At 57.6% G+C, this 25,763-nt stretch carries 28 protein-coding genes; 5 read left to right on the top strand and 23 right to left on the bottom strand.

Annotation, left to right across the window (positions count from 1 at the left end; genetic code table 11):
• Positions 1 to 46 precede the first annotated feature (46 nt).
• From blrA to creD, 5 genes are all read left to right on the top strand, one after another.
• Positions 47 to 718 (top strand): beta-lactam response regulator transcription factor BlrA, encoded by a 672-nt coding sequence (blrA, locus tag AAHA39_RS17805; protein WP_041210465.1) that lies wholly within the window; start codon positions 47 to 49, stop codon positions 716 to 718.
• Positions 715 to 2,136 carry a beta-lactam sensor histidine kinase BlrB gene (blrB, locus tag AAHA39_RS17800; protein ID WP_320656730.1) on the top strand — a complete coding sequence of 474 codons (1,422 nt, stop codon included), beginning with the start codon at positions 715 to 717 and terminating at the stop codon, positions 2,134 to 2,136. The genes blrA and blrB overlap by 4 nt, the downstream gene beginning before the upstream one ends.
• A 78-nt stretch (positions 2,137 to 2,214) precedes the next feature.
• On the top strand, positions 2,215 to 3,009 hold the full coding sequence (gene blaOXA, locus AAHA39_RS17795; RefSeq protein WP_320656731.1) for an OXA-12 family class D beta-lactamase: 795 nt from the start codon (positions 2,215 to 2,217) through the stop codon (positions 3,007 to 3,009).
• A 112-nt stretch (positions 3,010 to 3,121) separates the two neighbouring features.
• Entirely contained in the window at positions 3,122 to 3,601 is a 480-nt protein-coding gene (locus AAHA39_RS17790; protein ID WP_320656732.1) for an Lcl C-terminal domain-containing protein, read from the top strand.
• Positions 3,602 to 3,717: 116 nt separating this feature from the next.
• Entirely contained in the window at positions 3,718 to 5,088 is a 1,371-nt protein-coding gene (gene creD / locus AAHA39_RS17785; protein WP_320656733.1) for a cell envelope integrity protein CreD, read from the top strand.
• A gap of 49 nt (positions 5,089 to 5,137) precedes the next feature.
• On the opposite strand, the gene glmU is transcribed toward creD, so the two are convergent.
• The 23 genes from glmU to AAHA39_RS17670 form a co-directional block, all read right to left on the bottom strand.
• A complete protein-coding gene (gene glmU, locus AAHA39_RS17780) occupies positions 5,138 to 6,499 on the bottom strand; it encodes a bifunctional UDP-N-acetylglucosamine diphosphorylase/glucosamine-1-phosphate N-acetyltransferase GlmU (protein WP_041210470.1) in 1,362 nt (453 codons plus the stop codon).
• A 94-nt stretch (positions 6,500 to 6,593) separates the two neighbouring features.
• A complete protein-coding gene (locus tag AAHA39_RS17775; RefSeq protein ID WP_033115239.1) occupies positions 6,594 to 7,022 on the bottom strand; it encodes a F0F1 ATP synthase subunit epsilon in 429 nt (142 codons plus the stop codon).
• A gap of 18 nt (positions 7,023 to 7,040) precedes the next feature.
• On the bottom strand, positions 7,041 to 8,429 hold the full coding sequence (gene atpD / locus AAHA39_RS17770) for a F0F1 ATP synthase subunit beta (RefSeq protein ID WP_026455856.1): 1,389 nt from the start codon (positions 8,427 to 8,429) through the stop codon (positions 7,041 to 7,043).
• A 33-nt stretch (positions 8,430 to 8,462) separates the two neighbouring features.
• Complete coding sequence (atpG, locus tag AAHA39_RS17765) at positions 8,463 to 9,329, bottom strand: F0F1 ATP synthase subunit gamma (RefSeq protein ID WP_041210471.1); 867 nt, start codon at positions 9,327 to 9,329, stop codon at positions 8,463 to 8,465.
• 42 nt (positions 9,330 to 9,371) lie between these two features.
• Positions 9,372 to 10,913 carry a F0F1 ATP synthase subunit alpha gene (gene atpA, locus AAHA39_RS17760; protein ID WP_042031086.1) on the bottom strand — a complete coding sequence of 514 codons (1,542 nt, stop codon included), beginning with the start codon at positions 10,911 to 10,913 and terminating at the stop codon, positions 9,372 to 9,374.
• Positions 10,914 to 10,928: 15 nt separating this feature from the next.
• Entirely contained in the window at positions 10,929 to 11,462 is a 534-nt protein-coding gene (gene atpH / locus AAHA39_RS17755) for a F0F1 ATP synthase subunit delta (RefSeq protein ID WP_033115241.1), read from the bottom strand.
• Between the two features lie 13 nt (positions 11,463 to 11,475).
• Positions 11,476 to 11,946, bottom strand: coding sequence for a F0F1 ATP synthase subunit B (gene atpF / locus AAHA39_RS17750; RefSeq protein ID WP_005342350.1), 471 nt, complete (start codon positions 11,944 to 11,946; stop codon positions 11,476 to 11,478).
• 55 nt (positions 11,947 to 12,001) lie between these two features.
• Positions 12,002 to 12,244: a F0F1 ATP synthase subunit C gene (atpE, locus tag AAHA39_RS17745; protein ID WP_005307205.1), complete on the bottom strand. Its 243-nt coding sequence runs from the start codon at positions 12,242 to 12,244 to the stop codon at positions 12,002 to 12,004.
• 61 nt (positions 12,245 to 12,305) lie between these two features.
• Complete coding sequence (atpB, locus tag AAHA39_RS17740) at positions 12,306 to 13,085, bottom strand: F0F1 ATP synthase subunit A (protein ID WP_033115242.1); 780 nt, start codon at positions 13,083 to 13,085, stop codon at positions 12,306 to 12,308.
• An 8-nt stretch (positions 13,086 to 13,093) separates the two neighbouring features.
• A complete protein-coding gene (locus AAHA39_RS17735; RefSeq protein WP_033115243.1) occupies positions 13,094 to 13,504 on the bottom strand; it encodes an ATP synthase subunit I in 411 nt (136 codons plus the stop codon).
• 190 nt (positions 13,505 to 13,694) lie between these two features.
• Positions 13,695 to 14,603 carry a ParB/RepB/Spo0J family partition protein gene (locus AAHA39_RS17730; protein ID WP_042031087.1) on the bottom strand — a complete coding sequence of 303 codons (909 nt, stop codon included), beginning with the start codon at positions 14,601 to 14,603 and terminating at the stop codon, positions 13,695 to 13,697.
• Positions 14,600 to 15,403 carry a ParA family protein gene (locus AAHA39_RS17725; protein WP_033115245.1) on the bottom strand — a complete coding sequence of 268 codons (804 nt, stop codon included), beginning with the start codon at positions 15,401 to 15,403 and terminating at the stop codon, positions 14,600 to 14,602. The genes AAHA39_RS17730 and AAHA39_RS17725 overlap by 4 nt, the downstream gene beginning before the upstream one ends.
• A 26-nt stretch (positions 15,404 to 15,429) precedes the next feature.
• Positions 15,430 to 16,056: a 16S rRNA (guanine(527)-N(7))-methyltransferase RsmG gene (gene rsmG, locus AAHA39_RS17720; RefSeq protein WP_033115246.1), complete on the bottom strand. Its 627-nt coding sequence runs from the start codon at positions 16,054 to 16,056 to the stop codon at positions 15,430 to 15,432.
• Between the two features lie 21 nt (positions 16,057 to 16,077).
• Positions 16,078 to 17,967 (bottom strand): tRNA uridine-5-carboxymethylaminomethyl(34) synthesis enzyme MnmG, encoded by a 1,890-nt coding sequence (mnmG, locus tag AAHA39_RS17715; protein ID WP_071914509.1) that lies wholly within the window; start codon positions 17,965 to 17,967, stop codon positions 16,078 to 16,080.
• 508 nt (positions 17,968 to 18,475) lie between these two features.
• Positions 18,476 to 18,925 (bottom strand): FMN-binding protein MioC, encoded by a 450-nt coding sequence (gene mioC / locus AAHA39_RS17710; protein WP_071914511.1) that lies wholly within the window; start codon positions 18,923 to 18,925, stop codon positions 18,476 to 18,478.
• 413 nt (positions 18,926 to 19,338) lie between these two features.
• Positions 19,339 to 20,700 carry a tRNA uridine-5-carboxymethylaminomethyl(34) synthesis GTPase MnmE gene (gene mnmE, locus AAHA39_RS17705; protein WP_320656734.1) on the bottom strand — a complete coding sequence of 454 codons (1,362 nt, stop codon included), beginning with the start codon at positions 20,698 to 20,700 and terminating at the stop codon, positions 19,339 to 19,341.
• Positions 20,701 to 20,810: 110 nt separating this feature from the next.
• Positions 20,811 to 22,457: a membrane protein insertase YidC gene (gene yidC / locus AAHA39_RS17700; RefSeq protein WP_041210478.1), complete on the bottom strand. Its 1,647-nt coding sequence runs from the start codon at positions 22,455 to 22,457 to the stop codon at positions 20,811 to 20,813.
• 5 nt (positions 22,458 to 22,462) lie between these two features.
• On the bottom strand, positions 22,463 to 22,711 hold the full coding sequence (gene yidD / locus AAHA39_RS17695) for a membrane protein insertion efficiency factor YidD (RefSeq protein WP_010672280.1): 249 nt from the start codon (positions 22,709 to 22,711) through the stop codon (positions 22,463 to 22,465).
• Positions 22,678 to 23,037, bottom strand: coding sequence for a ribonuclease P protein component (gene rnpA, locus AAHA39_RS17690; RefSeq protein WP_005342318.1), 360 nt, complete (start codon positions 23,035 to 23,037; stop codon positions 22,678 to 22,680). Before rnpA ends, yidD begins: the two co-directional genes overlap by 34 nt.
• On the bottom strand, positions 23,037 to 23,171 hold the full coding sequence (gene rpmH, locus AAHA39_RS17685) for a 50S ribosomal protein L34 (RefSeq protein ID WP_005307156.1): 135 nt from the start codon (positions 23,169 to 23,171) through the stop codon (positions 23,037 to 23,039). Before rpmH ends, rnpA begins: the two co-directional genes overlap by 1 nt.
• Positions 23,172 to 23,441: 270 nt before the next feature.
• Positions 23,442 to 24,176: an amino acid ABC transporter ATP-binding protein gene (locus tag AAHA39_RS17680; protein WP_320656735.1), complete on the bottom strand. Its 735-nt coding sequence runs from the start codon at positions 24,174 to 24,176 to the stop codon at positions 23,442 to 23,444.
• 12 nt (positions 24,177 to 24,188) lie between these two features.
• Positions 24,189 to 24,857 carry an amino acid ABC transporter permease gene (locus tag AAHA39_RS17675; protein WP_320656736.1) on the bottom strand — a complete coding sequence of 223 codons (669 nt, stop codon included), beginning with the start codon at positions 24,855 to 24,857 and terminating at the stop codon, positions 24,189 to 24,191.
• Positions 24,858 to 25,616 (bottom strand): amino acid ABC transporter substrate-binding protein, encoded by a 759-nt coding sequence (locus AAHA39_RS17670; protein WP_033115252.1) that lies wholly within the window; start codon positions 25,614 to 25,616, stop codon positions 24,858 to 24,860. It abuts the gene before it with no gap.
• Positions 25,617 to 25,763 lie beyond the last annotated feature (147 nt).

Raw genomic sequence — 25,763 nt, 5'->3', positions numbered from 1 at the left:
TTTGCTTCAATGCCAGAATGAGGAGCCGATTTGCGACGAGGATGCCATGCAAAAGAGAGTTATCTGGCTGGTGGAAGATGAGGCCAGCATCGCCGATACCCTGATTTATGCCCTGCAGACCGATGGCTTCGAGGTGGAGTGGTTCACTCTGGGCCAACAGCTGCTGAGCCGGTTGGCCCAGAGCCGGCCCGACTTTCTGATCCTCGATGTGGGGCTGCCCGACATCAGCGGCTTCGAGCTCTGCAAGCAGGTCAGAACGCTGACCGACACTCCCCTGATGTTCCTCACTGCCCGCAGCGAGGAGATTGATCGGCTGATCGGGCTGGAGATTGGCGCCGACGACTATGTGGCCAAACCCTTCTCGCCACGGGAGGTGTGTGCCCGGGTGCGGGTCATCCTGCGCCGCAGCCAGCCCTCGGCCCAGCCAGCCCCATTACTGGCACTGGATGAGGAGCGAGCCCGTATTCACTTTCGCGGTCAACCGCTGGCCCTCACCCGTTACGAATATCTGCTGCTCAAGACCCTGATGCAGGCGCCGGGCCGGGTCTACTCCCGCCAGCAGCTGATGGATCTGGTGTGGCAGGATGCCGAAGAGAGTCTGGATCGCACCGTCGATACCCATATCAAGACCATCCGCGCCAAGCTGCGCGAGCATGATCCCGAAGCCAACCTGATCCTCACCCATCGCGGGCTGGGCTATAGCCTGGAGCTGGCATGAGACTCGGGTTGCAACTGCTGTGCGGCCTGCTGCTGATCTTCGCGCTGGCCGCCTGGTTCGTGCTGGAGATCTTCGTCGAGGAGATCAAACCCGGAGTGCGCAGCGCCACCGAGGATACTCTGGTCGACATGACCCAGCTGCTGGCGCCGCTCGCCCTCGATGATCTGCAAGAGGGCAATATGATGAACGGGCGGCTGGCCAGCGCCTTCGCCCGTCTCAACCAGAATCCCATCAATGCGATGATCGACGGCCACCTCAAACAGCAGGCGGAGTACCGCATCTATGTGACGGATCGTCAGGGGATGGTGATTTACGACTCCGACGGCACGGATCTGGGCAAGGATTATTCCCGCTGGAACGATGTCTACCGCACCCTGCGCGGTCAGTATGGCGCCCGCAGCACCCGCACCGATCCCGACGATGCCGCCAGCTCGACCATGTATGTGGCGGCACCGCTGCGGGAGGGGACAGAGATCATCGGCTCCCTCACCGTCGCCAAACCCAATCGCACCCTGATGCCCGCCATCGAGCGGGGTGAACGGGAACTGCTGCAGGCCGCCGGCCAGATGCTGTTCATCTCGCTATTGATCGGCAGTCTGCTGGTTTGGTGGCTCAACCGCTCCATCGGCAAACTGGTGCACTATGCCGAATCGGTCAGCAAGGGGGAGGCGGCACCGCTGCCGCAACTGCACACCGTCGAGCTGGATCGGCTCGGCCACGCCCTCGAAACCATGCGCCACCAGCTCGATGGCAAAAGCTACATCGAAGCCTATGTGCACAGCCTGACCCACGAGCTGAAGAGCCCGCTGGCCGCCATTCGCGGGGCAGGAGAGATCCTGGCCGAAACGCCGCCGCCCGAGGTGGCCAGGCGCTTTATCGGCAACATCAATCAGGAGAGTGCCCGCATGCAGCAGCTGATCGAACGGATGCTGCAACTGGCGCGGCTGGAGTCGGGTCAGGGGCTGGATCGGCAAGCGGTAGATCCAGCCGGGCTCGGCAAGCGGGCGCTCGATGCCCGCCAGATTATCGCCCAGCGCCGGCAGGTAGCGCTGATGGCCGAGCTGGCCAGCGCGCCGAAACAGAAGTGGGACCCGCTGCTGGTGGAGCAGGCCATCGGCAACCTGCTGGACAACGCCATCGACTTTTCACCGGCAGGCGCCAGCGTCACTCTCAGCGGCACTCTTCAGGAGGATGGCTACTGTTTTCGGGTCACCGACAGCGGCCCCGGCATTCCCGACTACGCATTGCCACGGATCTTCGAGCGCTTCTACTCCCTGCCGCGCCCGGACAAGGGCAAGAGCAGTGGTCTCGGGCTCAGTTTCGCCCATGAGGTGGCCCACCAGCATGGCGGCCGTCTGACCCTTGCCAACCGAACGGAAGGTGGCGCCATCGCCGAACTCTGGCTGCCGCTCATCTAGCAACGGCCACTTCACATTCACCACACAGAGCGGCGCTATCCTGCCGCTCTTTCACTTATCAACCCAAGGAATCGCCCCATGTCTCGCCTGCTTCTTTCCGGCCTGCTGGCTACCGGTCTGCTCTGCGCAGGGCCGGCCCCCGCCGCCAGCGGCTGCTTTCTCTATGCCGATGGCAACGGTCAGACCCTCTCCAGCGAAGGTGACTGCTCCAGCCAGCTGCCGCCCGCATCCACCTTCAAGATCCCGCTGGCGCTGATGGGTTATGACAGCGGCTTTCTGGTGGATGAAGAGCATCCGGCGCTGCCCTACAAGCCGAGCTATGACGGCTGGCTGCCCGCCTGGCGCGAAACCACTACCCCGCGCCGCTGGGAAACCTACTCGGTGGTCTGGTTCTCCCAGCAGATCACCGAGTGGCTGGGGATGGAGCGCTTCCAGCAATACGTCGACCGCTTCGACTACGGCAACCGGGATCTCTCTGGCAATCCGGGCAAGCATGACGGCCTGACCCAGGCCTGGCTCAGCTCCAGCCTCGCCATCAGTCCGGAGGAGCAGGCTCGCTTCCTCGGGAAGATGGTGAGCGGCAAGCTGCCGGTCTCGGCGCAGACCCTGCAATACACCGCCAATATCCTCAAGGTGAGCGAGATCGACGGCTGGCAGATCCACGGCAAGACCGGCATGGGCTACCCGAAGAAGCTGGATGGCAGCCTCAACCGCGATCAGCAGATCGGCTGGTTCGTCGGCTGGGCCAGCAAACCGGGCAAGCAGCTCATTTTCGTCCATACCGTGGTGCAGAAACCGGGCAAGCAATTCGCCTCTATCAAGGCGAAAGAAGAGGTGCTGGCCGCCCTGCCGGCGCAACTCAAGAAGCTCTGATCCCCCACATAACCTGACGACAGGGCTGGAGGCCAAAGCTTCGCAGCCCGCTCCGATCATCAGGGTCAGCTCGCCGACACCGGGCTGACCGCCATCCGCACAAGAGACAAAAATGAAATTATTCCTGTGGCTGCTCTGGCTTCCGGCCAGCATGGCGCTGGCCGCCTGCGACCTCTCCGATCGCCTGAGTCGGCAAGGGGGCGTCATCCATGATCGGCTCAACCAGCTCGAATGGCAGGCGTGCAGCCTGGGCAGCGAGTGGCGGGAGAGGGAAGGGTGCGTGGGCACACCGGCCCTGCTGACGCTGCTTGAAGCCAAGGATGAAGCGGCCCGCCTTGGCGAGGGGTGGCGTCTCCCCACCATCGAGGAGCTCTTCACCCTGCTCGACGAAAATTGCCGGGCGCCGATGACAGACCCCAACTTCTTTCCGGACATCCATGACAACGGGGAAAATGCCGCCCCCTACTGGACATCCAGCACCATCGAGGAGATGCCTGAACTGGTCTACTACATCGACTTTATACACGGAGTGATCGATGGCCATACCGATCGCTTCGCGCAAGCCGCCCGGCTGGTGCGCTCCCGCCCCTGAACAATCCCACGGCGCCTGATGGCGCCGTTTTGCTCAGTTCACCGCCACTTCACACAAGCCCATCACCACTTCACGCCGGACTGACAGACTCGCTCCACAGAACAAGGAGACATGTCATGGTCAAACAGATATTCACCCACAAGATCTTTCTGCTGCTGTTGCTCAGCCTGCTGCTGATGGTACCGGTGCAATCCATCATGGAGCTGAACCGGGAGCGGCAGATTTACCGCAATCAGGCGATCCAGAGCATCATGGCCAGCAGCAGTGGCCCGCAACGGCTGATGGGGCCGGTTATCGTGCAGCCCTATACCCGTTCGGTGACGGTCGAGCAAGATGGCAAGCGCTTCGTCCGTCAGGAGCAGACCTATCGCTACCTGCTGCCGGAACAGCTCGACGTGCAGGCCACCATGGAGGTGACCCCGCGCAAGCTCGGTATCTACCAGGCGCAGGTCTATCAGGCCCGGCTCTCCCTCTCCGGCCGTTTGCCGACTGCCGCTCAACTACAAGAGAGCGCGCCGCTCGCCGGGGATAACGAGCTGGTGGCAGGCAAACCCTACCTGAGTCTGGTGCTCTCCGATGCCCGCGGCATCAACAGCGTGCCCGAGCTGCAGCTCGGCAAGCTGCGCACCCCCTTTGCTCCGGGTGCCCGCCTCGGCAGCACCCTGGCCGGGATCCATGCTCCTCTCGACAGCCTGCCGCAGCAGGATGGCACCTTCCATCTGGAGCTCAATCTGCAGGGGATGAACGAGCTGGAAGTGGTGCCGCTCGGCCGGGAGAGCAAGTTGCAGCTGGCCGGCAACTGGCCCCACCCCAACTTTATCGGCGACTTCCTGCCGGCCAGTCGCAGCCTCAATCAGGAGGGGTTCAGCGCCAGCTGGCAGACCAGCTGGTTCGCCACCGATATGGAGAGCCGCTTCAACCGGGCGATGAACGGCGGGGAGGGTGTGTTGCCGACCTTCAGCGTCAGTCTGGTGCAACCGGTGGATCACTATCAGCTCAACGAACGGGCGGCCAAGTATGCCCTGCTCTTCATCGGTCTCACCTTTCTCAGCTTCTTCATGTTCGAGCTGCTCAAGGGGCTGCGGGTTCACCCGATCCAGTACGCGCTGGTAGGCATGGGGCTGGCCATCTTCTATCTGGTGCTACTGGCCCTGACCGAACACCTCGGCTTTGGCTGGGCCTATCTGGTGGCCGCGCTGGCCAGCGTGCTGCTCAACAGCTTCTACCTCAGTCATGTGCTGGGCGGCCCGAAGCAGGGGATCGGCTTTGCTGCGCTGCTCGGGCTGGTCTATGCCATTCTCTACAGCCTGCTGCAGGCCGAAGAGATAGCTCTGCTGCTCGGCGCCCTGCTGCTGTTCGCCACCCTGGCGCTGATCATGCTGCTGACCCGCAAGCTCGACTGGTATCAGGTGATGGACTACAGCGCCCCCGCCACCACATGGACAGCTCCCCAACCATCGAGCAGTGACACCGAGCATCAGTTATAAGCAAAAAAACCGGCGCCATCAGGCGCCGGTTCTATTTTTTGATCGAGTATCACTTCTTCTTGACCGGACGAGCCCAGTTCTTGATGTGACGCTGGGGTACCCGGGTTATCACGAGTTCATTTTCACCCACGTCCTTGGTAATAGTAGAGCCGGCACCCAGGGTGGCCCCCTTGCCGATGCGAACAGGCGCTACCAGTTGGGTATCAGAACCGACGAACACATCGTCCTCGATGATGGTCTGGAATTTGTTGACCCCGTCGTAGTTGCAGGTGATGGTACCGGCACCGATATTCACCCCGGCTCCGATCTCGGCATCACCCAGATAGGTCAGATGACCGCACTTGGAACCAACCCCAAGGCGGGCCTTCTTCATCTCGACGAAGTTGCCAACGTGCGCATCCTGCTCCAGAACCGCCCCCGGACGCAAGCGGGTAAACGGACCCACTGAGCACTGATCTGCCACCTGTGCCCCCTCGATAACCGAGTAGGGTTTCACCTCGGTGTGATCGCCAATGACGCAATCTTTCAGTACGCAACCGGCTCCGATACGAACGTGATTGCCGAGAGTCACCTTGCCCTCAATGATGACGTTTGCATCAATAACGACCTCTTCACCAATTTCCAAAACCCCACGCAAATCAAAGCGTGCGGGGTCGATCATGGTTGCACCTGCAATCATCAACTTCTCGGCCTGCATCTGCTGATAGCTGCGTTCAAGTTGGGCCAATTGAACCCTATTATTGGCCCCTTCCACTTCAGCAGCGCGCTCCGGATGAACAGCGGCAATCGGGCAATTATCGCCGTGAGCCATCGCGATCACATCGGTCAGATAGAACTCGCCCTGGGCGTTTTTGTTGTCGAGACGAGACAACCATTGACGCAACTGGCCCCCATTGGCCACCAGCACGCCGGTGTTTACCTCACGGATCGCCAGCTGCTCGGCATTGGCATCTTTCTGCTCGACGATGCCGACCACCTGACCATTTTCACGGACGATGCGGCCATAGCCGGTGGGGTTGTCCAGCACCACGGTCAGCAGTGCCATCCCGTTTTCCGCTTTGGCGGCGAGCAAGCGCTGCAGGGTCTCTGGCTGGATCAGCGGGGTATCGCCGTAGAGCACCAGCACGTCGTCCTCATCCTTCCAGAACGGGATGGCCTGGGCGACGGCGTGACCGGTTCCCAGCTGCTGGGCTTGCAGCACCCAGTTGACATCAGCCGCCACGATCCGCTCTTTCAGCAGCTCGGCACCGTGACCATAAACCAGATGCAGCTGCTCGGCGCCGACCTGACGGGCGGTATCGATCACATGGGAGACCATGGGTTTGTTGGCAACCGGGTGCAGTACCTTGGGCAGGGAAGAGCGCATGCGGGTGCCTTTACCCGCAGCCAGGATCACGACGTTGAGGGACATAAATTGACCTTTGGAACATGAAGAAATACTCGGCGGAGTCTATCCAACGGGCAAAAAAAAAGCGACCCGAAGGTCGCTTTTTACATCACCGTTATTAGCGGTAATTCTTTTTGACGATATCGATGACTCGCAGTTGAGCCATCGCCTTGGCCAGCTCGGTAGCGGCCTGGGCGTAGTCCATATCGCCATGGGAGCTGTGGATCCGCTCTTCGGCTGCGCGCTTGGCTTCCTGGGCTTTCGCCTCATCCAAGTCGTCGGCACGAATCGCGGTGTCCGCCAGCACGGTCACGGCTTCGGGTTGTACTTCCAGCATACCGCCGGAGATGTACAGCACCTCTTCAGTTCCATTCTGCTTCACCAAGCGGACCAGGCCCGGCTTGATGGCAGTCAGCAACGGAGCATGACCGTGGCGGAGACCCAACTCACCTTCGGAGCCTGATACCTGAGCGGATTGCACGCGACCGGAAAACAGTTTTCCTTCGGCGCTCACCACGTCCAGGTGAAAGGAGATCATCTCAGCCATGGGCCCTCCAGTAGAGGCTTACAGTTTCTTGGATTTCTCGACGACTTCGTCGATACCGCCAACCATGTAGAACGCCTGCTCGGGCAGATCGTCATACTCGCCTTTCAGGATGCCCTGGAAACCACGGATGGTCTCTTTCAGCGGCACGTATTTACCCGGAGAACCGGTAAACACTTCTGCTACGAAGAACGGCTGGGACAGGAAACGCTCAATCTTACGGGCACGGGCTACGGTCAGTTTGTCTTCTTCTGACAGTTCATCCATACCCAGGATGGCGATGATGTCCTTCAGCTCTTTGTAGCGCTGCAGTACGGTCTGAACGCCACGAGCGGTCTCGTAGTGCTCTTTGCCAACTACCAGCGGGTCCAGCTGACGAGAGGTAGAGTCCAGCGGGTCAACGGCCGGGTAGATACCCAGTGCCGCGATCTGACGGGACAGTACGACGGTCGCATCCAGGTGGGCGAAGGTGGTCGCCGGAGACGGGTCAGTCAAGTCATCCGCAGGAACGTAAACGGCCTGTACGGAGGTGATAGAACCGGTCTTGGTGGAGGTGATACGTTCTTGCAGAACACCCATCTCCTCGGCCAGAGTCGGCTGATAACCTACTGCGGAAGGCATACGGCCCAGCAGTGCGGATACTTCAGTACCGGCCAGGGTGTAACGGTAGATGTTGTCTACGAAGAACAGCACGTCACGACCTTCGTCACGGAACTTCTCGGCCATGGTCAGGCCGGTCAGCGCTACGCGCAGACGGTTTCCGGGCGGCTCGTTCATCTGACCGTAAACCAGAGATACTTTGTCCAGTACGTTGGACTCCATCATCTCGTGGTAGAAGTCGTTACCCTCACGGGTACGCTCACCTACACCCGCGAACACGGAGTAACCGCTGTGCTCGATCGCGATGTTACGGATCAGCTCCATCATGTTTACGGTTTTGCCTACACCGGCACCACCGAACAGACCCACTTTACCACCCTTGGCAAACGGACATACCAGGTCGATAACCTTGATGCCGGTCTCCAGCAGCTCGGTGCTGTTGGACTGATCTTCGTAGCTGGGGGCTTCACGGTGGATTGACCAGCTCTCTTCTTCACCGATCGGGCCTTTCTCGTCGATTGGCTCGCCCAGTACGTTCATGATCCGACCCAGAGTCGCAGTACCGACCGGAACCTGGATGGATTTACCGCTATTCATTACTTCCAACCCACGACGCAGACCGTCGGAGGAACCCATGGTGATGCAACGAACGACACCGCCACCGATCTGTTGCTGAACTTCCAGCACCAGACCCTGGCCTTGACCTTCGCTAACGACCTTCAGTGCATCGTACACCTGGGGCACGGCATTCTGCGGGAACTCGATGTCCACTACAGCGCCGATGATTTGGACGATGAAACCGTTACTCATGTCAAATCCTCTAAACCTTTGATAACCCTTGCCTTACACCGCAGCAGCACCGGATACGATCTCTGTCAGCTCCTGGGTAATACTGGCCTGACGGGCCTTGTTGTATACCAGTTGCAGATCGTTAATCAGGTTACCGGCGTTGTCAGTCGCGGCTTGCATAGCAACCATTCGGGCTGCCTGTTCACTGGCCAAGTTTTCCACTACACCCTGGTAAACCTGAGATTCGACATAGCGAACCAGCAGGGTATCCAGCAGCTTCTTGGGATCCGGCTCATAGAGGTAATCCCAGTGGTGTTTCTTGGCGAGCTTGCTGTCTTCAGTTACGGGCAAAGGCAGCAGTTGATCGACCCGTGGTTGCTGCACCATGGTGTTGACGAACTTGTTGTACACCAGATACAGCTTGTCAATCTCACCGTTGTCGTAAGCCTTCAGCATGACCTTGACTGAACCAATCAGGTCATTGACGCTCGGGTTATCGCCCAGTCCTGCGACGTGAGCTTTCACCTTGGCGCCGTGCCGTTCAAAGAAGTTGGAGGCTTTGTTGCCGATCAGAGCCAGGTCAACCTTGGCACCTTTCGCGCTCCATTGCTTCATATCATTGAGGGCAGCCTTGAACAGGTTGATGTTCAGACCACCACACAGGCCACGGTCGGTGGAGACGACGATGTAACCCACTCGCTTGACCTCACGTTCGATGAGGTAGGGGTGCTTGTATTCCAGGTTCCCCTGAGCGATATGGCCGATCACCTTGCGCATGGTTTCAGCGTACGGACGGCTGGCAGACATGCGATCCTGCGCACGGCGCATCTTGCTTGCTGCCACCATTTCCATAGCGCTGGTGATCTTCTGAGTGTTTTTCACACTCCCGATCTTGTTACGTATCTCTTTTGCGCCGGCCATCTCTTCTCTCCATCAGGTGGCAGCTTGCGCTGCCACACACGCTTACCAGGTCTGGGTTGCCTTGAAGTTGTCCAGCAACGCAGTCAGCTTGCCAACGATCGCGTCGTTGTAGTCAGCCTTGGCATTGATTTCAGCCATCAGCTCGGCATGCTGGGTATCGGCGAAAGAGAGCAGAGCGGCTTCGAAATCGAGGATCTTGTTCAGCTCGACATCGGAGAGATAGCCTTTTTCCGCGGCGAACAGCACCAGAGACTGGTGAGCAACGCTCATCGGAGAGTACTGCTTCTGCTTCATCAGCTCGGTCACTTTCTGACCGTGGTCCAGCTGCTTGCGAGTCGCATCGTCCAGGTCGGAAGAGAACTGGGCAAACGCAGCAAGTTCGCGGTACTGAGCCAGCGCGGTACGGATACCACCGGACAGCTTCTTGACGATCTTGGTCTGGGCGGCACCACCCACACGGGATACGGAGATACCCGGATCAACCGCAGGACGAATACCGGCGTTGAAAGACTGGGAAGTCAGGAAGATCTGACCATCGGTAATGGAGATCACGTTGGTCGGAACGAACGCGGATACGTCACCAGCCTGGGTTTCGATGATCGGCAGCGCGGTCAGAGAACCGGTTTTGCCCTTCACTTCACCCTTGGTGAACTTCTCTACGTACTCGTCGTTGACGCGAGCAGCACGCTCCAGCAGACGGGAGTGCAGATAGAATACGTCGCCCGGGAATGCTTCACGTCCTGGCGGACGGCGCAGCAGCAGGGAGATCTGACGATATGCAACAGCCTGCTTGGACAGGTCATCATAAATGATCAGGGCATCTTCACCGCGGTCACGGAAGTACTCACCCATGGAGCAACCGGAGTACGGAGCCAGATACTGCAGGGCAGCAGCTTCGGAAGCAGAGGCAACCACCACGATGGTGTTGGCCAGAGCACCGTGCTCTTCCAGCTTGCGCACCACGTTGGCGATGGTGGAGGCCTTCTGGCCAATCGCAACGTAGACACACTTAATGCCGGAGTCTTTCTGGTTGATGATGGTGTCGATCGCGATGGCAGTTTTACCTACCTGGCGGTCACCGATGATCAGCTCACGCTGGCCACGACCGATAGGGATCATGGCGTCGATGGCTTTCAGACCGGTCTGGACAGGCTGGTCAACAGACTTACGCTCGATAACGCCCGGGGCAATCACTTCTACCGGAGAGAAGCCATCGTGCTCGACCGGACCTTTACCGTCGATAGGCTGACCCAGGGTGTTGACCACCCGGCCCAACAGACCACGACCAACCGGCACTTCCAGAATGCGGCCAGTACCTTTTACTTTCATCCCTTCGGCCAGATCGGCATAGGGACCCATTACTACGGCACCAACGGAGTCACGCTCCAGGTTCAATGCCAGAGCGTAGCGGTTGCCCGGCAGCTCGATCATCTCACCCTGCATGGCATCGGCCAGGCCGTGGACACGAATGATACCGTCGCTTACAGAGACGATGGTACCTTCGTTACGCGCTTCGCTCTTTACATCAAACTGCGCAATGCGCTGCTTGATCAGCTCGGCGATTTCAGTGGAATTCAGTTGCATGCTCTAATACCCCAATCAAGATTGCAGCGCGTCAGCCATGCGATCCAGCTTACCGCGGACAGTTCCGTCGATAACCAGATCACCGGCCTTGATGAGCACCCCGGCCATCAAGGACGCATCGATGCTGCAATTCAGCTTCACTTTGCGCGCGAGACGTTGTTCCAGAGAAGCCTGAATATTGGCTTTCTGCTGGTCGGTCAGTGCAATCGCCGATGTCACGTCAGCCTGAACTTCTTTATCCAGTTCAGCCTTGAACACCACAAATTCGGCAACGACCGCCGGCAGCACACCCAAGCGACCATTCTCAGCCATTACCCGGATCAGGTTCTGGCCATGCTCGTCGAGTTGCTCACCGCAGATGCTGACAAACAGTTTTGCCAGCTCTTCGGCAGCCACAGAGCCGTTTACCAGGGAGTGGATGGTCTCGTTCTTCGCTACTTCCGCAGCGAAGCTGAGCATCCCCAGCCACTGATCAACCGCCTTGTGCTCAACGGCAAACTCGAAAGCAGCCTTGGCGTAGGGGCGAGCGATTGTAGTCAGTTCAGACATAGCCCCGTTCCCGTTACAGTTCTGCTACCAGTTTGTCGACGATGTCGCTGTTGGCAGCCTGGTCGATTTGGCGCGCCAGGATCTTCTCTGCACCAGCAATGGCAAGAGCAGCAACCTGCTTGCGCAGTTCTTCTTTGGCACGATGACGTTCAGCTTCAATCTCGGCGCGGCCTTGAGCCAGGATTTTTTCCCGCTCAGACTGGGCTCCGACAGTTGCCTCATCAATGATCTGGGCCTTGCGTTTGTTGGCCTGTTCAATGATTTCAGCAGCCTGGAGCTTGGCTTCTTTCAGCTGATCGACGGCGTTGGCCTTGGCCAAATCCAGATCTTTCTTGGCACGCTCAGCAGAAGAGAGACCATCAGCAATAGCTTTCTGACGGGCTTCGATGGCAGCAATCAACGGCGGCCATACGTACTTCATGCAAAACACTACGAAGAAGAAAAAAGCAATTGCTTGGCCGAGGAGGGTGGCGTTGATATTCACAGCCGATGTCCTCTTTAGTTAGTTAATGGGTTATGCCTGGAGATGTCTTAACGACTTAGCCAGCAACCGCAAACATCACGTACAGACCCAGACCAACGGCGATCATCGGGATCGCATCGACCAGACCCATTACGATGAAGAACTGGGTACGCAGAACAGGGATCAGGTCAGGTTGACGAGCAGCACCTTCCAGGAATTTACCACCCAGAATACCGATACCGATGGAAGCGCCGATAGCAGCCAGACCCATCATCATTGCAGCAGCGATGTACAGCAGGTCCATGTTCAAGTTTTCCATGAGGATCTCCATTTATTTAGATGTAATTGATTGTATAAAAAGGATTATTTGAGTCGCATCATCAATGGTCTTCCTGCGCCATCGACAGATAGACGATGGTCAGAACCATGAAGATGAATGCCTGCAAAGTGATGATCAGGATGTGGAAAATTGCCCAAGGCACGGACAGAATCCACTGTGACCACCAGGGTAGCAAACCCGCAATCAGGATAAAGATCAGTTCGCCAGCATACATGTTGCCGAACAGTCGAAGACCCAGAGAGACCGGTTTGGATACCAGCGTAACAGTTTCCAGGATGAGGTTAACCGGGATGGCAGCCGGGTGATTGAAAGGCTGAAGAGTCAGCTCCTTCACAAACCCGCCGATACCCTTGACCTTGATGCTGTAGTACAGGATCAAGAAGAACACGCCCAAAGCCATGGACATGGTGATGTTAACGTCAGCGGAGGGAACCACACGCAGATAGGGAATACCCATCAATTGTGCAGCGTGAGGGATAAAGTCAACAGGGATCAGATCCATCAGGTTCATCAGGAAGATCCAGACAAACACCGTCAGCCCCAAAGGTGCGATGACCTTGTTGCGACCGTGAAAGATGTCTTTGACGTTACCATTCACAAACTCGACCAGCATCTCCACAAAGCACTGCAGCTTACCCGGCACCCCGCTGGTAGCGTTGACGGCTACTTTGCGGAACAACAGGATAAACAGGGCGCCTAGCACGACGGAAAATACCATTGAGTCGATATTGACCGTCCAGAACCCGGACCCGACTTGCAGGTGGGTCAGGTGGTGGGAGATATATCCCTGAGGAGTCAGGACTTCTCCGGTTGCAGACATGAGTTTTCCTAATAGTGGTTGTTAAGCGTGAATGAGACTATCCACTGTACAACGAGGGCGAGGATATAAGTGGCGAAAAACGAGACGGTAACGACCTCGACTCCCGCACCAAACATCAGGGCGAATAGACCTGTTGTAGTAATGAGCTTAATCCCTGCCCCACCATAAAAGTCCCGCAGAACCAGACCCACACTCTCGGCCGTTACCTTGCGGCGCAGTACCCAGAGAGTGAACAAGGCCTGAGGAACCCAGTACATCCCCCCTCCGTAAAGGGCGGAATAACCAGCGCTGGCACCAGTCAGGTAATACCAGACGGCACTCATCGCCAGGATCAGGACCAGCTGACAAACGAGCATAACCAAGGCCAGTGTCAAACCTTCCAAGGCTATTTTCTGCTTCACCAACCTACCCCTGAACATTACAGAACTGTAAAAAATCGGGATCCGAAGACCCCATGTTAACAGCTCTAAAAGCCGGTCAAATTATACCCTTGAGGGCCACTATTGCAATATGACAAAAATCCTTAATTTTTGCGGCTTTCAGCGCAAAATCAGGGTTATGCCCATATCAAAAGGAATGGATGTTTTATTACTACAAAAAGCGTAAAAATCACGATTCCGACACGCCAAAATAGCCCAATATGCGGTCCAAATCGGACAAGTTCTCGTAACTAATTACTAACTTTCCGCTATCCCGCTTGCCAGGCTGAAGTTGTACCTGATTGCCAATTTTTTCAGCCAACTGGCGCTCCAGGTAACCGAACTGGGGATCGCGGACCGGTTCGACCCTGGCTTTTGCCGGCTCCAGCGCCTTTTGCACCAGCTTTTCGGTATCACGCACAGTCAGCCCTTTCTGGGCAACCAGCTTGGCCAGTTCGGACTGGGCCTGGCCACTCAGGGCCAACAAGGCACGGGCATGGCCCATGTCGAGATCGCCATGCTCGACGAAACGCTTCACGTCATCGTTGAGCTGGTTGAGACGCAACAGGTTGGTCACCGTGGTGCGGGACTTGCCCACCGCCTCGGCCACCTGCTGGTGGGTGAGTTCAAATTCGGTCAGCAGTCGCTGCAGGGCGACCGCCTCTTCGATGGCGTTGAGATCTTCGCGCTGGATGTTCTCAATCAGCGCGATGGCCACCGCAGCTTCGTCAGGTACATCCTTGACGATGCAGGGTACCACTTCAAGCCGGGCCAGCTGGGACGCGCGCCAGCGCCTCTCGCCAGCGATGATTTCAAAAGAGTGTTCGGCGACCGGGCGCACCACGATGGGCTGGATCACCCCCTGGGCGCGAATGGAGTTGGCCAGCTCTTCCAGCGCATCCTGCGACATGTCCTTGCGCGGCTGGTACTTGCCCGAGTGCAGCCACTCGACCGGCAGCTTGCGCAGCTCACCCTGGTTGGTGGGGGCCATGGCCTGCTCGGTACGTTGATCGCTCATCACCTGTTTCTGGCGGGCAGCCGTGCTGGTACTGAGCAGAGCATCCAGCCCCTTGCCCAGTCCACGTTTTTTCGGAGTCATACGCTCTCTCGGTCTGCGATGGTCGCCTGACGTTCCTGCTCCTGGCGGCGCAGGATCTCGCCAGCCAGAGCCAGGTAGGCCTTGGCGCCCACCGATGATTTGTCATAGTGCATGGCCGGCGCACCGAAACTCGGCGCCTCCGCCAGTCTGACGTTGCGGGGAATGATGGTGCGGTAGACCTTGTCGCCGAAGTGCTGTTTTAGCTGATCGGACACATCATTGGCCAGCCGGTTGCGGTGATCGTACATGGTACGCAGCACCCCTTCGATCTTGAGATCGGGATTGACCACGGCGGCCAGCTTGCTGATGGTGTCGACCAGGGCGGTGAGCCCTTCCAGCGCATAGTATTCGCACTGCATGGGCACCAGCACGGAGTCGGCGGCGGCCATGGCATTCACGGTCAGCATGTTGAGGGAAGGGGGACAGTCGATGAAGACGTAGTCGTACTTGTCCCGCACCGAGGCCAGCGCATTGCGCAGGCGGATCTCGCGGGCGAAAAACTCCATCAGGCGGATTTCGGCCGCGGTCACGTCGGCGTTGGCGGCGATCAGGTGATAGCCACCGGAAGTTTCGGGGATGATCACCTCGCTGATGGGGGCATCTTCGATCAGCAGCTCATAGGCGGTGCGCTCGACTTCGTACTTGTCGACGCCGCTGCCCATGGTGGCATTGCCCTGCGGATCCAGATCGATCACCAGCACCTTGCGCCGGGTGGCGGCCATGGAGGCGGCCAGGTTCACACAGGTGGTGGTTTTACCCACTCCACCCTTCTGGTTGGCTATGGCAATGACTTTTCCCACACTATCCCCTAAATGAAACTGCGACCCTATTCGGGCTGGATATGTTTGAATTCCAGCAGATGACGTTCGCCTTCCAGCTCCGGCACCCGCAACTCATGACAGGCTACCAGACGGATATTGGCAGGCAACTGGGCCAGCTCCTCTGCGGGATATTGTCCCTTGAGCGCGAGGAAGCTGCCCTGTTCTGACGGCAGGTGGTGACACCAGCTCAGCATGTCCTCCAGCGAAGCGAACGCTCTGCTGAGTACACCATCAAACCCGACTTCGGGTTGATACTCTTCCACCCGGGATTTGATCGGCGTCACATTGGTCAACCCCAGCTCCAGAATGACCTGGCGGATGAAGTTGATCCGTTTGCCCAGACTGTCCAGCAGAACGAACTGCTTGTCCGGGTTGATGATGGCCAGCGGCAGTCCAGGCAAGCCGGGACCGGTCCCCACATCGATGAAGCGCTCCCCGTGCAAGTGGGGGCTTACCACCAGACTGTCGAGGATATGCTTGACCAGCATGGCGTCCGGATCACGAACCGAGGTGAGATTGTAAGCCTTGTTCCACTTGTGCAGCAACTCGACCAGCTGCACCAGTTGGCTCTTTTGGGTATCAGTGATAACAATTCCGGCCTGCATGAGCAGGCCGTTCAATCTTTCCAGCATATTTTCCAACGGTAAGAATCCTCAGGCGGTTTTACGCAGCAGGCCGTGTTTTTTCAGGTGCACCAGCAAAATGGAGATGGCCGCCGGGGTGATGCCGGAGATGCGGGAAGCCTGACCGATGGTCTGCGGCTTGGCATCGTTGAGCTTGGCTTTCACCTCGTTGGAGAGGCCATTTACATCGCGATAGTCGAGATCCAGCGGCAACAGGGTGTTCTCGTTGCGCAGCTGCTTCTCCACTTCGTCCTGCTGACGATCGATGTAACCGGCGTACTTGATCTGGATTTCCACCTGCTCGGCAGCGGCAGGATCCGCTACGGCGGGGCCGATCCCTTCGATGGTCATCAGGGCATCGTAGGTCACTTCCGGACGGCGCAGCAGCTCTTCCAGGCTCTGTTCGCGGGTCAGCGGGGTATTGACCAGGGCGTTGACCGCCTCCAGTGACGGATGCTGCGGGTGGATCCAGGTCGAGCGCATGCGCTGACGCTCCAGCTCAACCTGTTCCATCTTGGCGTTGAACTTGCTCCAGCGCTCGTCATCCACCAGACCCAGCTCGCGACCAATGGTGGTCAGGCGGATATCGGCGTTGTCTTCACGCAGCAGCAGGCGATATTCGGCACGACTGGTGAACATGCGATAGGGCTCGCGGGTTCCCAGGGTGGAGAGATCGTCCATCATCACGCCCATGTAGGCCTGATCCCGACGCGGATTCCAGGGATCCTTGTCCTGCGCACGCAGGGCCGCGTTCAGACCAGCCATCAGGCCTTGTGCCGCCGCCTCTTCGTAACCGGTCGTCCCGTTGATCTGGCCAGCGAAGAACAGGTTTGGAATGCACTTGCTCTCCATGTTGGCCTTGAGATCCCGCGGATCGAAGAAATCGTACTCGATGGCATAACCCGGGCGGGTGATGTGGGCATTCTCGAAGCCACGCACGGAGCGAACGATCTGCACCTGCACGTCAAACGGCAAGCTGGTGGAGATCCCGTTCGGGTAAAGCTCGTGGGTGGTCAGGCCTTCCGGCTCGACGAAGATCTGGTGCGCAGTCTTGTCGGCAAAGCGGGTGATCTTGTCCTCGATCGACGGGCAGTAGCGCGGGCCGATCCCTTCGATCACCCCGGCGTACATGGGGCTGCGATCCAGGTTATTGCGGATCACATCGTGGGTGCGCTCGTTGGTATGGGTAACGTAGCAAGGCACCTGACGGGGATGCTGGCTGGCATCACCGATGAAAGAGAATACCGGACGCGGATCGTCACCGTGCTGCTCCTGCATTACGGAGAAATCGACGCTGCGGGCATCGATGCGGGGCGGTGTGCCGGTCTTGAGGCGATCGATGCGCAGCGGCAGTTCGCGCAGGCGCTGAGCGAGGGCGATCGAGGGAGGATCCCCGGCACGGCCGCCCTTGTAGTTCTCCATCCCGATATGGATCAAACCATTCAGGAAGGTGCCTACGGTCAACACCACCGTCTTGCCGCTAATGCGGATCCCGCTCTGGGTCACCACACCGGCAACACGATCCCCGTCCATGATGAGATCGTCACAGGCCTGCTGGAAGATCTTCAGGTTGGGGTAGTTCTCCAGCATCTGGCGCACGACAGCCTTGTAAAGCAGGCGATCCGCCTGAGCGCGGGTAGCGCGTACTGCCGGCCCTTTGGATGAGTTGAGAGTGCGGAACTGGATCCCGCCAAGATCGATGGCACGCGCCATGATCCCGCCGAGAGCGTCAACTTCCTTGACCAGGTGTCCCTTGCCGATCCCGCCGATCGCCGGGTTGCAGGACATATGCCCCAGCGTATCGATATTGTGGGTCAGCAACAGGGTATTCATGCCCATACGGGCTGCCGCTGTTGCTGCTTCGGTTCCGGCATGACCGCCACCGACGACGATCACATCAAATTGTTCATGGTATTGCATTGGGATCACCTTGATCTGCACGCCTGAAGATCTGTATTTGCCTGGGCTAAAAGGCGGAACATTCTATCTGTTTCACGCCCTGAGGGGAACGTCTACTTAACGTTCAGTATGAAGAGAGGATCCACTAAATAGATCTTAAGGATCTTTAGATCGATCTTTTACTGGATTTTTTATTAGGATCAGCCAGATCTGTTGATAAGCACTTTTTGATCATAAAGATCATTCAGTTAAAGGCGATCCCAGCTTGTGGAAAAGCTTGGATCCTGGCTCCTTGAACCGTGGGACAACCCTGACTTTTATGCACAGTGCAAACCTGCACAAGATCTCATTCATAGGATAACTATAGGTTTTACAGAGGTTAAACCTGTAGTTATGCACATTTATATGGATTGCTGTGGGTAACCGTGTAGAACAACTTGGCAAGATCCAGCTGTTAATAACCTGGTGGATAGCCGATCTGGGGATAAGTCGGGAGATCGCACTTTTATTGCGGATCTCCCGTGAGTGATCAGGCGATCATGGTCATCCAGTTATGGATCCAGGCTTCTGCTGCATCTTCCGGTATCTCGTAACGGGTTACATCGATGTCGAGCCGTTCGCCGATCCGGCTGGCACCACACTCGGCCAGCAGCCGATCCACTGTCTTGCCGCCCTGACAGAAGGTGTCATAACTGCTGTCACCAAGGGCGATCACTCCATATTTCAGTGAGTTAAGATCCGGATGCTGCTCGGCAAGATCCTTGGCGAAGGGCTGCAGGTTGTCGGGCACATCCCCTGCACCATGGGTGGAGGTAACCACCAGCAGGATGGATCCGGGCTCATCCAGTACCTCGGTCAGCGACGCTGGGTTGTGGATCCGGGTCTGGTGACCCGCCTGTTCCAGCAGATTGGCCACATGATCGGCGACATATTCGGCGGCCCCCAGCATGGAACCGACGACGATATTGAGTTTTGCCATGGAATGGATCCTGATTCAGAGAAAAGAGGCGAAGCCGGATTCTAACTCCAAAGGATGTGGATAAATATGGATAAAGCTTGGGGATAATGGATCCACTCAGAGATAGCTGTGGATCTTGTCTCTGTAAGATTCGCCGGGTGGCGTTGTTGAGCGGATGAAATAAAATAGGCTTGTCAGGAGCCTTGGGGGTCATTTCCCGATGGCATCTTAAGGCTGCTGGGCTCTTTCTACTTCCTTTTCAGCAAATGCTTGAGCATGTGAAATGGTGCGGATTTCCCTTTATTGCACGATATAAAGCGGCGGTAAGGAGGTGCTTACTTCATGTAGTATCTGCACTGCCTCGATGTTTATGGACAAAAAACCACAAAAAAGCCCGGGATGAACCCGGGCTTTTTGTTGTCTGCGGTACCGGCTTATTTGCCGATGCAGAAGCTGGAGAAGATGCGGCCCAGCAGATCGTCGGAGCTGAATTCGCCGGTGATCTCGGAGAGGGACTCTTGCGCCAGGCGCAACTCTTCGGCCACCAGCTCGCCAGCCACGAACACTTCCAGCTGCTCCTTGGCCACCTGCAGGCGCTCAGCGGCGCGCTCCAGTGCATCCAGATGGCGGCGGCGGGCCATAAAGCCCCCTTCGGTGTTGCCCTGGAAGCCCATGCAGGCTTTCAGGTGTTCTCGCAGTGCAGGCAGCCCCAGCTCGGTCTTGGCGGAGATACGGTAGACGGCGTGGCCCTGCTCCTGGCTCGGTGCCAGATCTTCGCCAGTCAGGTCAGCTTTGTTGCGAATGACTGTGAGGCCGATGTTTTTTGGCAACCGATCAACAAATTCCGGCCAGATTTCGCGCGGGTCGACTGCGTCTGTGGTGGTGCCATCCACCATAAACAGCACCCGATCGGCCTGCTCGATCTCGGCCCAGGCGCGCTCGATACCGATCTGCTCCACCTTGTCCTGGGTGTCGCGCAGGCCGGCGGTGTCGATGATATGCAGTGGCATGCCATCGAGATGGATGTGCTCGCGCAACACGTCGCGGGTGGTACCGGCAATCTCGGTAACGATGGCTGACTCACGGCCTGCCAGGGCGTTGAGCAGGCTCGATTTGCCGGCGTTGGGACGACCGGCGATCACCACCTTCATCCCTTCCCGCAGCAGGGCGCCCTGCTTGGCTTCACCGCGCACGTCGTCCAGCTCGGACATGATGGCGTAGAGGTCGCCCGCCACCTTGCCATCGGAGAGGAAATCGATCTCCTCGTCCGGGAAGTCGATGGCCGCTTCCACATAGATACGCAGCCGGGTCAGGTTTTCCACCAGCTGCTGGATCATGCTGGAGAACTGCCCCTGCAGGGAGTGCATGGCGCTGCGGGCAGCCTGTTCGCTGGAGGCTTCGATAAGGTCGGCAATCGCCTCGGCCTGGGCCAGATCCAGCTTGTCGTTGATGAAGGCACGCTCGCTAAACTCGCCGGGGCGGGCAGGGCGGATCCCTTCAATTTGCAGAATCCGGCGGATCAGCATGTCCATGATGACGGGGCCGCCGTGGCCCTGCAGCTCCAGCACATCTTCGCCGGTAAAGCTGTTGGGGGCCTTGAACAGTAGGGCTATGCCCTGATCCAGTACTTCGCCTTGCTCATCCCTGAACGGCAGATATTCGGCGTAGCGTACCCGCGGGCACTTGCCGAGCACTATCTCGGCAACCTGTTCGGCGGCGGGGCCGGATACCCGGACTATGCCGACGCCACCACGGCCGGGGGCGGTGGCCTGGGCCACGATCGTATCTGTAGTCATCTTGCTTGGCTCGTTTGTTCGCTGATAGGAAAACGTAGTGGGAGACATTGTAATAAAAAAGGCAGCCCGAAGGCCGCCTCTTTTGTCATCACGGGAAGATTAGCTGCGCATCAGTTACGAGTGTGCAGGCCTTTCTTCTCCAGCTGACGATAGATGATGGTCTGCTGGGTGATGGAGATAACGTTGCTCACCAGCCAGTAGAGAGTCAGGCCAGCCGGGAACCAGAGGAACATGAAAGTGAAGATGATCGGCATGAACTGCATCACTTTCTGCTGCATCGGGTCGGTCACGGTGGTCGGGCTCATCTTCTGCAGATACCACATGGAGGCACCCATGAGGATTGGCAGCACGAAGAAGGGGTCCTTCACTGACAGGTCGGTGATCCACAGGGCGAACGGCGCGTGGCGCAGCTCAACAGACTCCATCAGTGCCCAGTAGAGGGCAATGAAGATGGGCATCTGGACCAGGATCGGCAGACAGCCACCCAGCGGGTTGACCTTTTCCTTCTTGTACAGCTCCATCATGCCTTGAGACATCTTCTGGCGATCGTCGCCGAAGCGCTCGCGCAGGGCCGCAATCTTGGGTTGCAGCATGCGCATCTTGGCCATGGAGGTGTACTGGGCCTTGGTCAGCGGGAACATGATGCCGCGCACCAGCAGGGTCAGCATGATGATGGCGACACCCCAGTTCTGGACGAAACCGTGGAACACGGTCAGCAACCAGTGCAGCGGTTGGGCGATGAACCACAGCCAGCCGTAATCGACGGTCAGGTCGAGGTGGTTTGCCACCTTGGCCATCTGGTCTTGCAGCTTGGGACCAACCCACAGTTTGCTGGTGACTTCGGCCTGTTGACCGGCGGCCACGTCAACCATCGGCGCCTTGTAACCGATGATGGCCTGGCCTTTGCCCGGGATCACACGGCTGTAGAAGCTGTTGGTATCGTTTGCGTTCGGAGCCCAAGCAGAGACGAAGTAGTGTTGGAGCATGGCGACCCAACCACCCTTGGTGGTCTTGCTCAGGTCGGCATCCTTCATCTCGTCGAAGGTGTACTTCTTGTAGCGGGTATCTTCAGTGGAGAAGGCACCGCCGCGGTAAGCACTGGCTACCATGGCATGGCCTTGCTGGTCTTTCGGAGTCGCCACGGTCTGCTTCAGCTGACCGTAGAACTGCACCTGTACCGGCTCGGCGGATTTGTTGTCGATCTTGTAGTCGACGCCAACGGCATAGTCACCACGCTTGAGGATGAACTCCTTGGTGAAGACAACGCCCTTGCTGTCGGTCCAGGTCATCGGTACGACGACTTGATCCTGACCATCAGCCAGCTGGTAGCTGGTCTGGGCGGCTTCATAGGTGGGACGACCCTGGGCCTGGCTGTCAGGACCATCGCGACCAACCAGACCGCTCTGGGCAACATAAAGATGCTCAGGTTGGCTGGTCAGCAGTACGAACGGTTGATCCTTGCCTTCTTCCAGCTTGTGGGCCAGCAGTTCAGCAGAGACGATGTCGCCACCCTGGGTATCCAGAGTCAGCTTGAGCACGTCGGAGGAGACGGTGATCAGCTTGCGTGCGGCAGTCGCATTGGCTTGCTCGGAAACCTGAGGAATATCACCGGATTGACCGGCTTCAGGTACGAAATGTTCGGTTTGGGCCACGGTAGTCGGGGCCGGCTTGGGAGCCTTGTCGGACTCCCACTGTTGCCAGAGCAAAAAGCTCACGAACAGCAAACCGATCAGGAGTAGATTGCGTTGTGATTCCATAGTCTTCAGTTTCTTCGCTTTGGTTGCGGAACCGGGTCATAACCACCCTCGGATAAGGGATGGCATTTTAATAGACGTTTGCTGGCTAACCAAACGCCTTTTATGAAACCGTGAAGTCGGATTGCTTCTATCGCAAATTGGGAACAAGTTGGGGTAAAACGGCAGCGCGGCCCCAGCAGGGGACTAATGATTAGCTGATACAGACGTATCAGTTTGATAGCTACCCATTGCAACGGCGTGACAGAGTGCGCCATAGCTTTTCCAGTAACTTGAACAGTTCCTCGTTATCCATCTCTTTCACACCGGCCTTGGCGATTACCACGATGTCGATAGCGGGCAGCTGATGTTGTTTGAGGCGGAAACTTTCCCGAACCACCCGTTTGACACGGTTACGCCAAACGGCACGCTTGAGTGCTTTTTTGGGCACAGCGAGACCAAGACGAGGGTGTTCGAGCGAATTGGGAGAGGCGAGAAGAGTAATCTGCGGAGAGGCGGCCCGGACAGGCTCGGCGAAAACGCGTTTGAAGTGTTCGGGAGTTAACAGACGTAACTCCCGAGAGAAGGTGTGCTGGGTAGGCATTAGACTACCAGGCGGGCACGACCCTTGGCACGACGAGCGGCCAGAACTTTACGACCGTTGGCAGTTGCCATGCGGGCGCGGAAACCGTGAGAGCGCTTGCGCTTCAGGTTGGACGGTTGAAAAGTACGTTTCATGATTCGATTCCGTATTACTGTACAGTTTTGATTGTCACACTTAGCCGACGCGCCAGCTATAGCGTGTGACGACTAGCAAAAGAGGCCGAATTCTAAACAGAGTTCGGCTTTTAGTCAATCCGCCGTTCCCTCTCATCCTGCGGTGGTCTTGAAAAGGCCGCTGCCGAGTGTGAGGATCCAGAGGATCGAGGGCTCCGGATTATACTGGCAACCCGGTGTTAAACAAGGGATCCCTCAATAAAAAAGGCGGCCAGGCCGCCAAAGAGAGAGCTATTTAAGGACTTTCCGCAAGAACTCCCGGGTACGGGGATCCTTGGGATCGACCAATATCTGATCCGGCGGGCCCTGCTCGACGATCCGGCCACCTTCCATGAAGATCACCCTATCGGCCACATCCCGTGCGAATTCAATCTCGTGGGTCACCACCATCATGGTCTGGTGCTGGCTAGCCAGCTTTTTCATCAGCCCGAGCACTTCATCGACCCATTCCGGATCGAGTGCCGAAGTGGGCTCGTCAAACAGGATTACCTTGGAGTGGGCCGCCATGGCCCTACCGATGCCGACCCGTTGCTGCTGGCCGCCGGAGAGGGAGGCCGGATAGGCGTCCCGCTTGTCGGCAAGACCTATATCCTCAAGGATGCCGAGGGCGGTAGCACGGGCTTCCGCTTTTGGCTGTTTCCAGACAGTGATCAGCCCTTCGGCGATGTTGTCCAGCGCCGTCTTGTTGGCAAACAGGGCGTAGTTCTGGAACACGAAGGAGGCGCGCTTGCGCAGTTCGATGGCCTGCTGCTCGCTGGCATTTGCCAGATTGAGCTGCAGATCGTCGATGGCAAGCGAACCCGCATCCGGTGTCTCCAGCAGGTTCAGGCAGCGCAGCAGGGTCGACTTGCCGGTGCCGGAGGGGCCGATAATGACCACTATCTCCCCCTTCTTTACCTCCAGATCGATGCCGTTGAGCACCTGATTGCCCTGATATGCCTTGGAGAGGCCGGTTAGCTTGATCATGAGAGCCCTCCTTTAATAGGCACGGTTGAGACGAATTTCCAGCAGGTGCTGCAAGCGGGTAAAGAAGATGACCACCACCCAGTAGATAAGCGCCACCGCCATAAAGCTCTCGAAGAACTTGAAGGAGGAGGAGGCTTCCATCTGCGCCTTGCCCATGATCTCGGCCACACCGAGAGTAAAGGCCAGCGAGGTGCTCTTGATCATGTCGATGAAGTAGTTCATCAGCGACGGAGTGGCGATGCGTGCTGCCTGCGGCAGAATGATCCGCTGCATCGCCTGCAGCCGGCTCATGCCGATGCTGAGCGCCGCCTCCATCTGGCTTTTGTGGATACCCAGGATCGACGCTCTGATCGACTCGGCCATGTAGGCGGCAAAGTGGAGGGTCAGACCTATGATGGCGGCGGTAAAGGCATCCATCCCGGAAAAAACGTGGAACAGTTGTGGCAGCCCGTAATAGAGCAGGAACAGCTGGACGAGCAGCGGTGTACCCCGAAAGAACGAGATATAGAGCATCGCCAGCCAGTGGATCACGGGGATGCGAAAGACCCGTACTATCGCCAGGGCCAGCGACAGTACGAGTGCCAACACGAATCCCCACAGGGCCATCTCCATCGTGGTGCCCAGATATTTGAGCAGGATGGGAAACAGCCCCAGGGTGTACTCGATATCGAAGTGCATCATTTATTTGTCAGTGATGTCGGACGCGAACCATTTCTCGGAGATTTGACGCAGGGAGCCATCCTTGCGCATGGCGGTCAGAGCTTCATCGACCTTCTTCAGCAGCGCCTGCTTCTCTGGAGTCTTCAGGAAGGGCAGGGCGTTCTCGATGGTTTCGAACGGTGCGCCAGCCTGTTGCAGCGGCAGCTTGGACTCCTTGATCAGCTGGGCGGTGGAGACGCGGTCCATCACGAAGGCGTCGATGCGGCCCAGTGCGACATCCTGTTCGAAGGCGGAGTCATAGGTGCGGATATCGATCTTGTGGTTCGGATCGTTCTTGCGCAGCAGCTCTTCAAAGTTGGAGCCAAGGTTGACCGCGACCTTCTTGCCTTCCAGATCCTTGATGCCGTGGATGGTGTTGTTGCCCTGACGGACCACGATCTGGGCGCCGTCATAGACGTAGGGCTGGGAGAAGTCGTACTTCGCCTTGCGCTCGTCAGTGATGGTGATCTGGTTTGAGATGGTATCGACACGGCCGGTTTCCAGCATGCCGAACAGGCCGGAGAAGCTGGCGGTCACGAACTCGACCTTGTAGCCGGTACGCTCGCCGATCTGGTTCCACATATCCACTTCAAAGCCCTGCAGCTTGTCCTGCTTGACGAAAGTGAACGGGAAATACTTGCCGGACATACCGACCTTGATGGTCTCCTGGGCGATGGCCTGACCAGACAGGGTAGCCAACAGGATGGCTGCGCCGGAAATAAGCTTGATGGAAGTTTTCATGGGGTTTCTCTCTCTAAATGTCTTGTATTTGTAGTTGTAATAACTGCTTTGGCGCTGATGTTATTGGAATAAAATTTAAAAAATAAATGACATTTGGTTATATGAAATAACAGGAGTGCAGCACGAGATCCGCCAGTTGCAGCAGTG

Origin of the sequence: Aeromonas sp. SE22, assembly GCF_038739755.1 — a bacterium.
In the GTDB taxonomy this organism is placed as follows: Bacteria; Pseudomonadota; Gammaproteobacteria; order Enterobacterales; family Aeromonadaceae; genus Aeromonas; species Aeromonas jandaei.
Note: the sequence above shows the minus strand (reverse complement) of the source record. Positions and strands in the feature narration are given on the sequence as shown.

Excerpts from the sequence above, each read along its gene's own strand:
- AAHA39_RS17680 (WP_320656735.1), bottom strand. The coding sequence starts at position 24,176 with ATGATCAAGCTAACCGGCCTCTCCAAGGCATATCAGGGCAATCAGGTG.
- blrA (WP_041210465.1), top strand. The coding sequence starts at position 47 with ATGCAAAAGAGAGTTATCTGGCTGGTGGAAGATGAGGCCAGCATCGCC.
- AAHA39_RS17675 (WP_320656736.1), bottom strand. The coding sequence starts at position 24,857 with ATGATGCACTTCGATATCGAGTACACCCTGGGGCTGTTTCCCATCCTG.
- rpmH (WP_005307156.1), bottom strand. The coding sequence starts at position 23,171 with ATGAAACGTACTTTTCAACCGTCCAACCTGAAGCGCAAGCGCTCTCAC.
- rsmG (WP_033115246.1), bottom strand. The coding sequence starts at position 16,056 with ATGCTGGAAAGATTGAACGGCCTGCTCATGCAGGCCGGAATTGTTATC.
- mioC (WP_071914511.1), bottom strand. The coding sequence starts at position 18,925 with ATGGCAAAACTCAATATCGTCGTCGGTTCCATGCTGGGGGCCGCCGAA.
- AAHA39_RS17790 (WP_320656732.1), top strand. The coding sequence starts at position 3,122 with ATGAAATTATTCCTGTGGCTGCTCTGGCTTCCGGCCAGCATGGCGCTG.
- mnmE (WP_320656734.1), bottom strand. The coding sequence starts at position 20,700 with ATGACTACAGATACGATCGTGGCCCAGGCCACCGCCCCCGGCCGTGGT.
- glmU (WP_041210470.1), bottom strand. The coding sequence starts at position 6,499 with ATGTCCCTCAACGTCGTGATCCTGGCTGCGGGTAAAGGCACCCGCATG.
- AAHA39_RS17730 (WP_042031087.1), bottom strand. The coding sequence starts at position 14,603 with ATGACTCCGAAAAAACGTGGACTGGGCAAGGGGCTGGATGCTCTGCTC.
- atpA (WP_042031086.1), bottom strand. The coding sequence starts at position 10,913 with ATGCAACTGAATTCCACTGAAATCGCCGAGCTGATCAAGCAGCGCATT.
- atpG (WP_041210471.1), bottom strand. The coding sequence starts at position 9,329 with ATGGCCGGCGCAAAAGAGATACGTAACAAGATCGGGAGTGTGAAAAAC.
- AAHA39_RS17775 (WP_033115239.1), bottom strand. The coding sequence starts at position 7,022 with ATGGCTGAGATGATCTCCTTTCACCTGGACGTGGTGAGCGCCGAAGGA.
- blrB (WP_320656730.1), top strand. The coding sequence starts at position 715 with ATGAGACTCGGGTTGCAACTGCTGTGCGGCCTGCTGCTGATCTTCGCG.
- yidD (WP_010672280.1), bottom strand. The coding sequence starts at position 22,711 with ATGGCGCACTCTGTCACGCCGTTGCAATGGGTAGCTATCAAACTGATA.
- AAHA39_RS17670 (WP_033115252.1), bottom strand. The coding sequence starts at position 25,616 with ATGAAAACTTCCATCAAGCTTATTTCCGGCGCAGCCATCCTGTTGGCT.
- atpB (WP_033115242.1), bottom strand. The coding sequence starts at position 13,085 with ATGTCTGCAACCGGAGAAGTCCTGACTCCTCAGGGATATATCTCCCAC.
- atpD (WP_026455856.1), bottom strand. The coding sequence starts at position 8,429 with ATGAGTAACGGTTTCATCGTCCAAATCATCGGCGCTGTAGTGGACATC.
- AAHA39_RS17735 (WP_033115243.1), bottom strand. The coding sequence starts at position 13,504 with ATGTTCAGGGGTAGGTTGGTGAAGCAGAAAATAGCCTTGGAAGGTTTG.
- creD (WP_320656733.1), top strand. The coding sequence starts at position 3,718 with ATGGTCAAACAGATATTCACCCACAAGATCTTTCTGCTGCTGTTGCTC.
- mnmG (WP_071914509.1), bottom strand. The coding sequence starts at position 17,967 with ATGCAATACCATGAACAATTTGATGTGATCGTCGTCGGTGGCGGTCAT.
- atpE (WP_005307205.1), bottom strand. The coding sequence starts at position 12,244 with ATGGAAAACTTGAACATGGACCTGCTGTACATCGCTGCTGCAATGATG.
- atpH (WP_033115241.1), bottom strand. The coding sequence starts at position 11,462 with ATGTCTGAACTGACTACAATCGCTCGCCCCTACGCCAAGGCTGCTTTC.
- blaOXA (WP_320656731.1), top strand. The coding sequence starts at position 2,215 with ATGTCTCGCCTGCTTCTTTCCGGCCTGCTGGCTACCGGTCTGCTCTGC.
- rnpA (WP_005342318.1), bottom strand. The coding sequence starts at position 23,037 with ATGCCTACCCAGCACACCTTCTCTCGGGAGTTACGTCTGTTAACTCCC.
- yidC (WP_041210478.1), bottom strand. The coding sequence starts at position 22,457 with ATGGAATCACAACGCAATCTACTCCTGATCGGTTTGCTGTTCGTGAGC.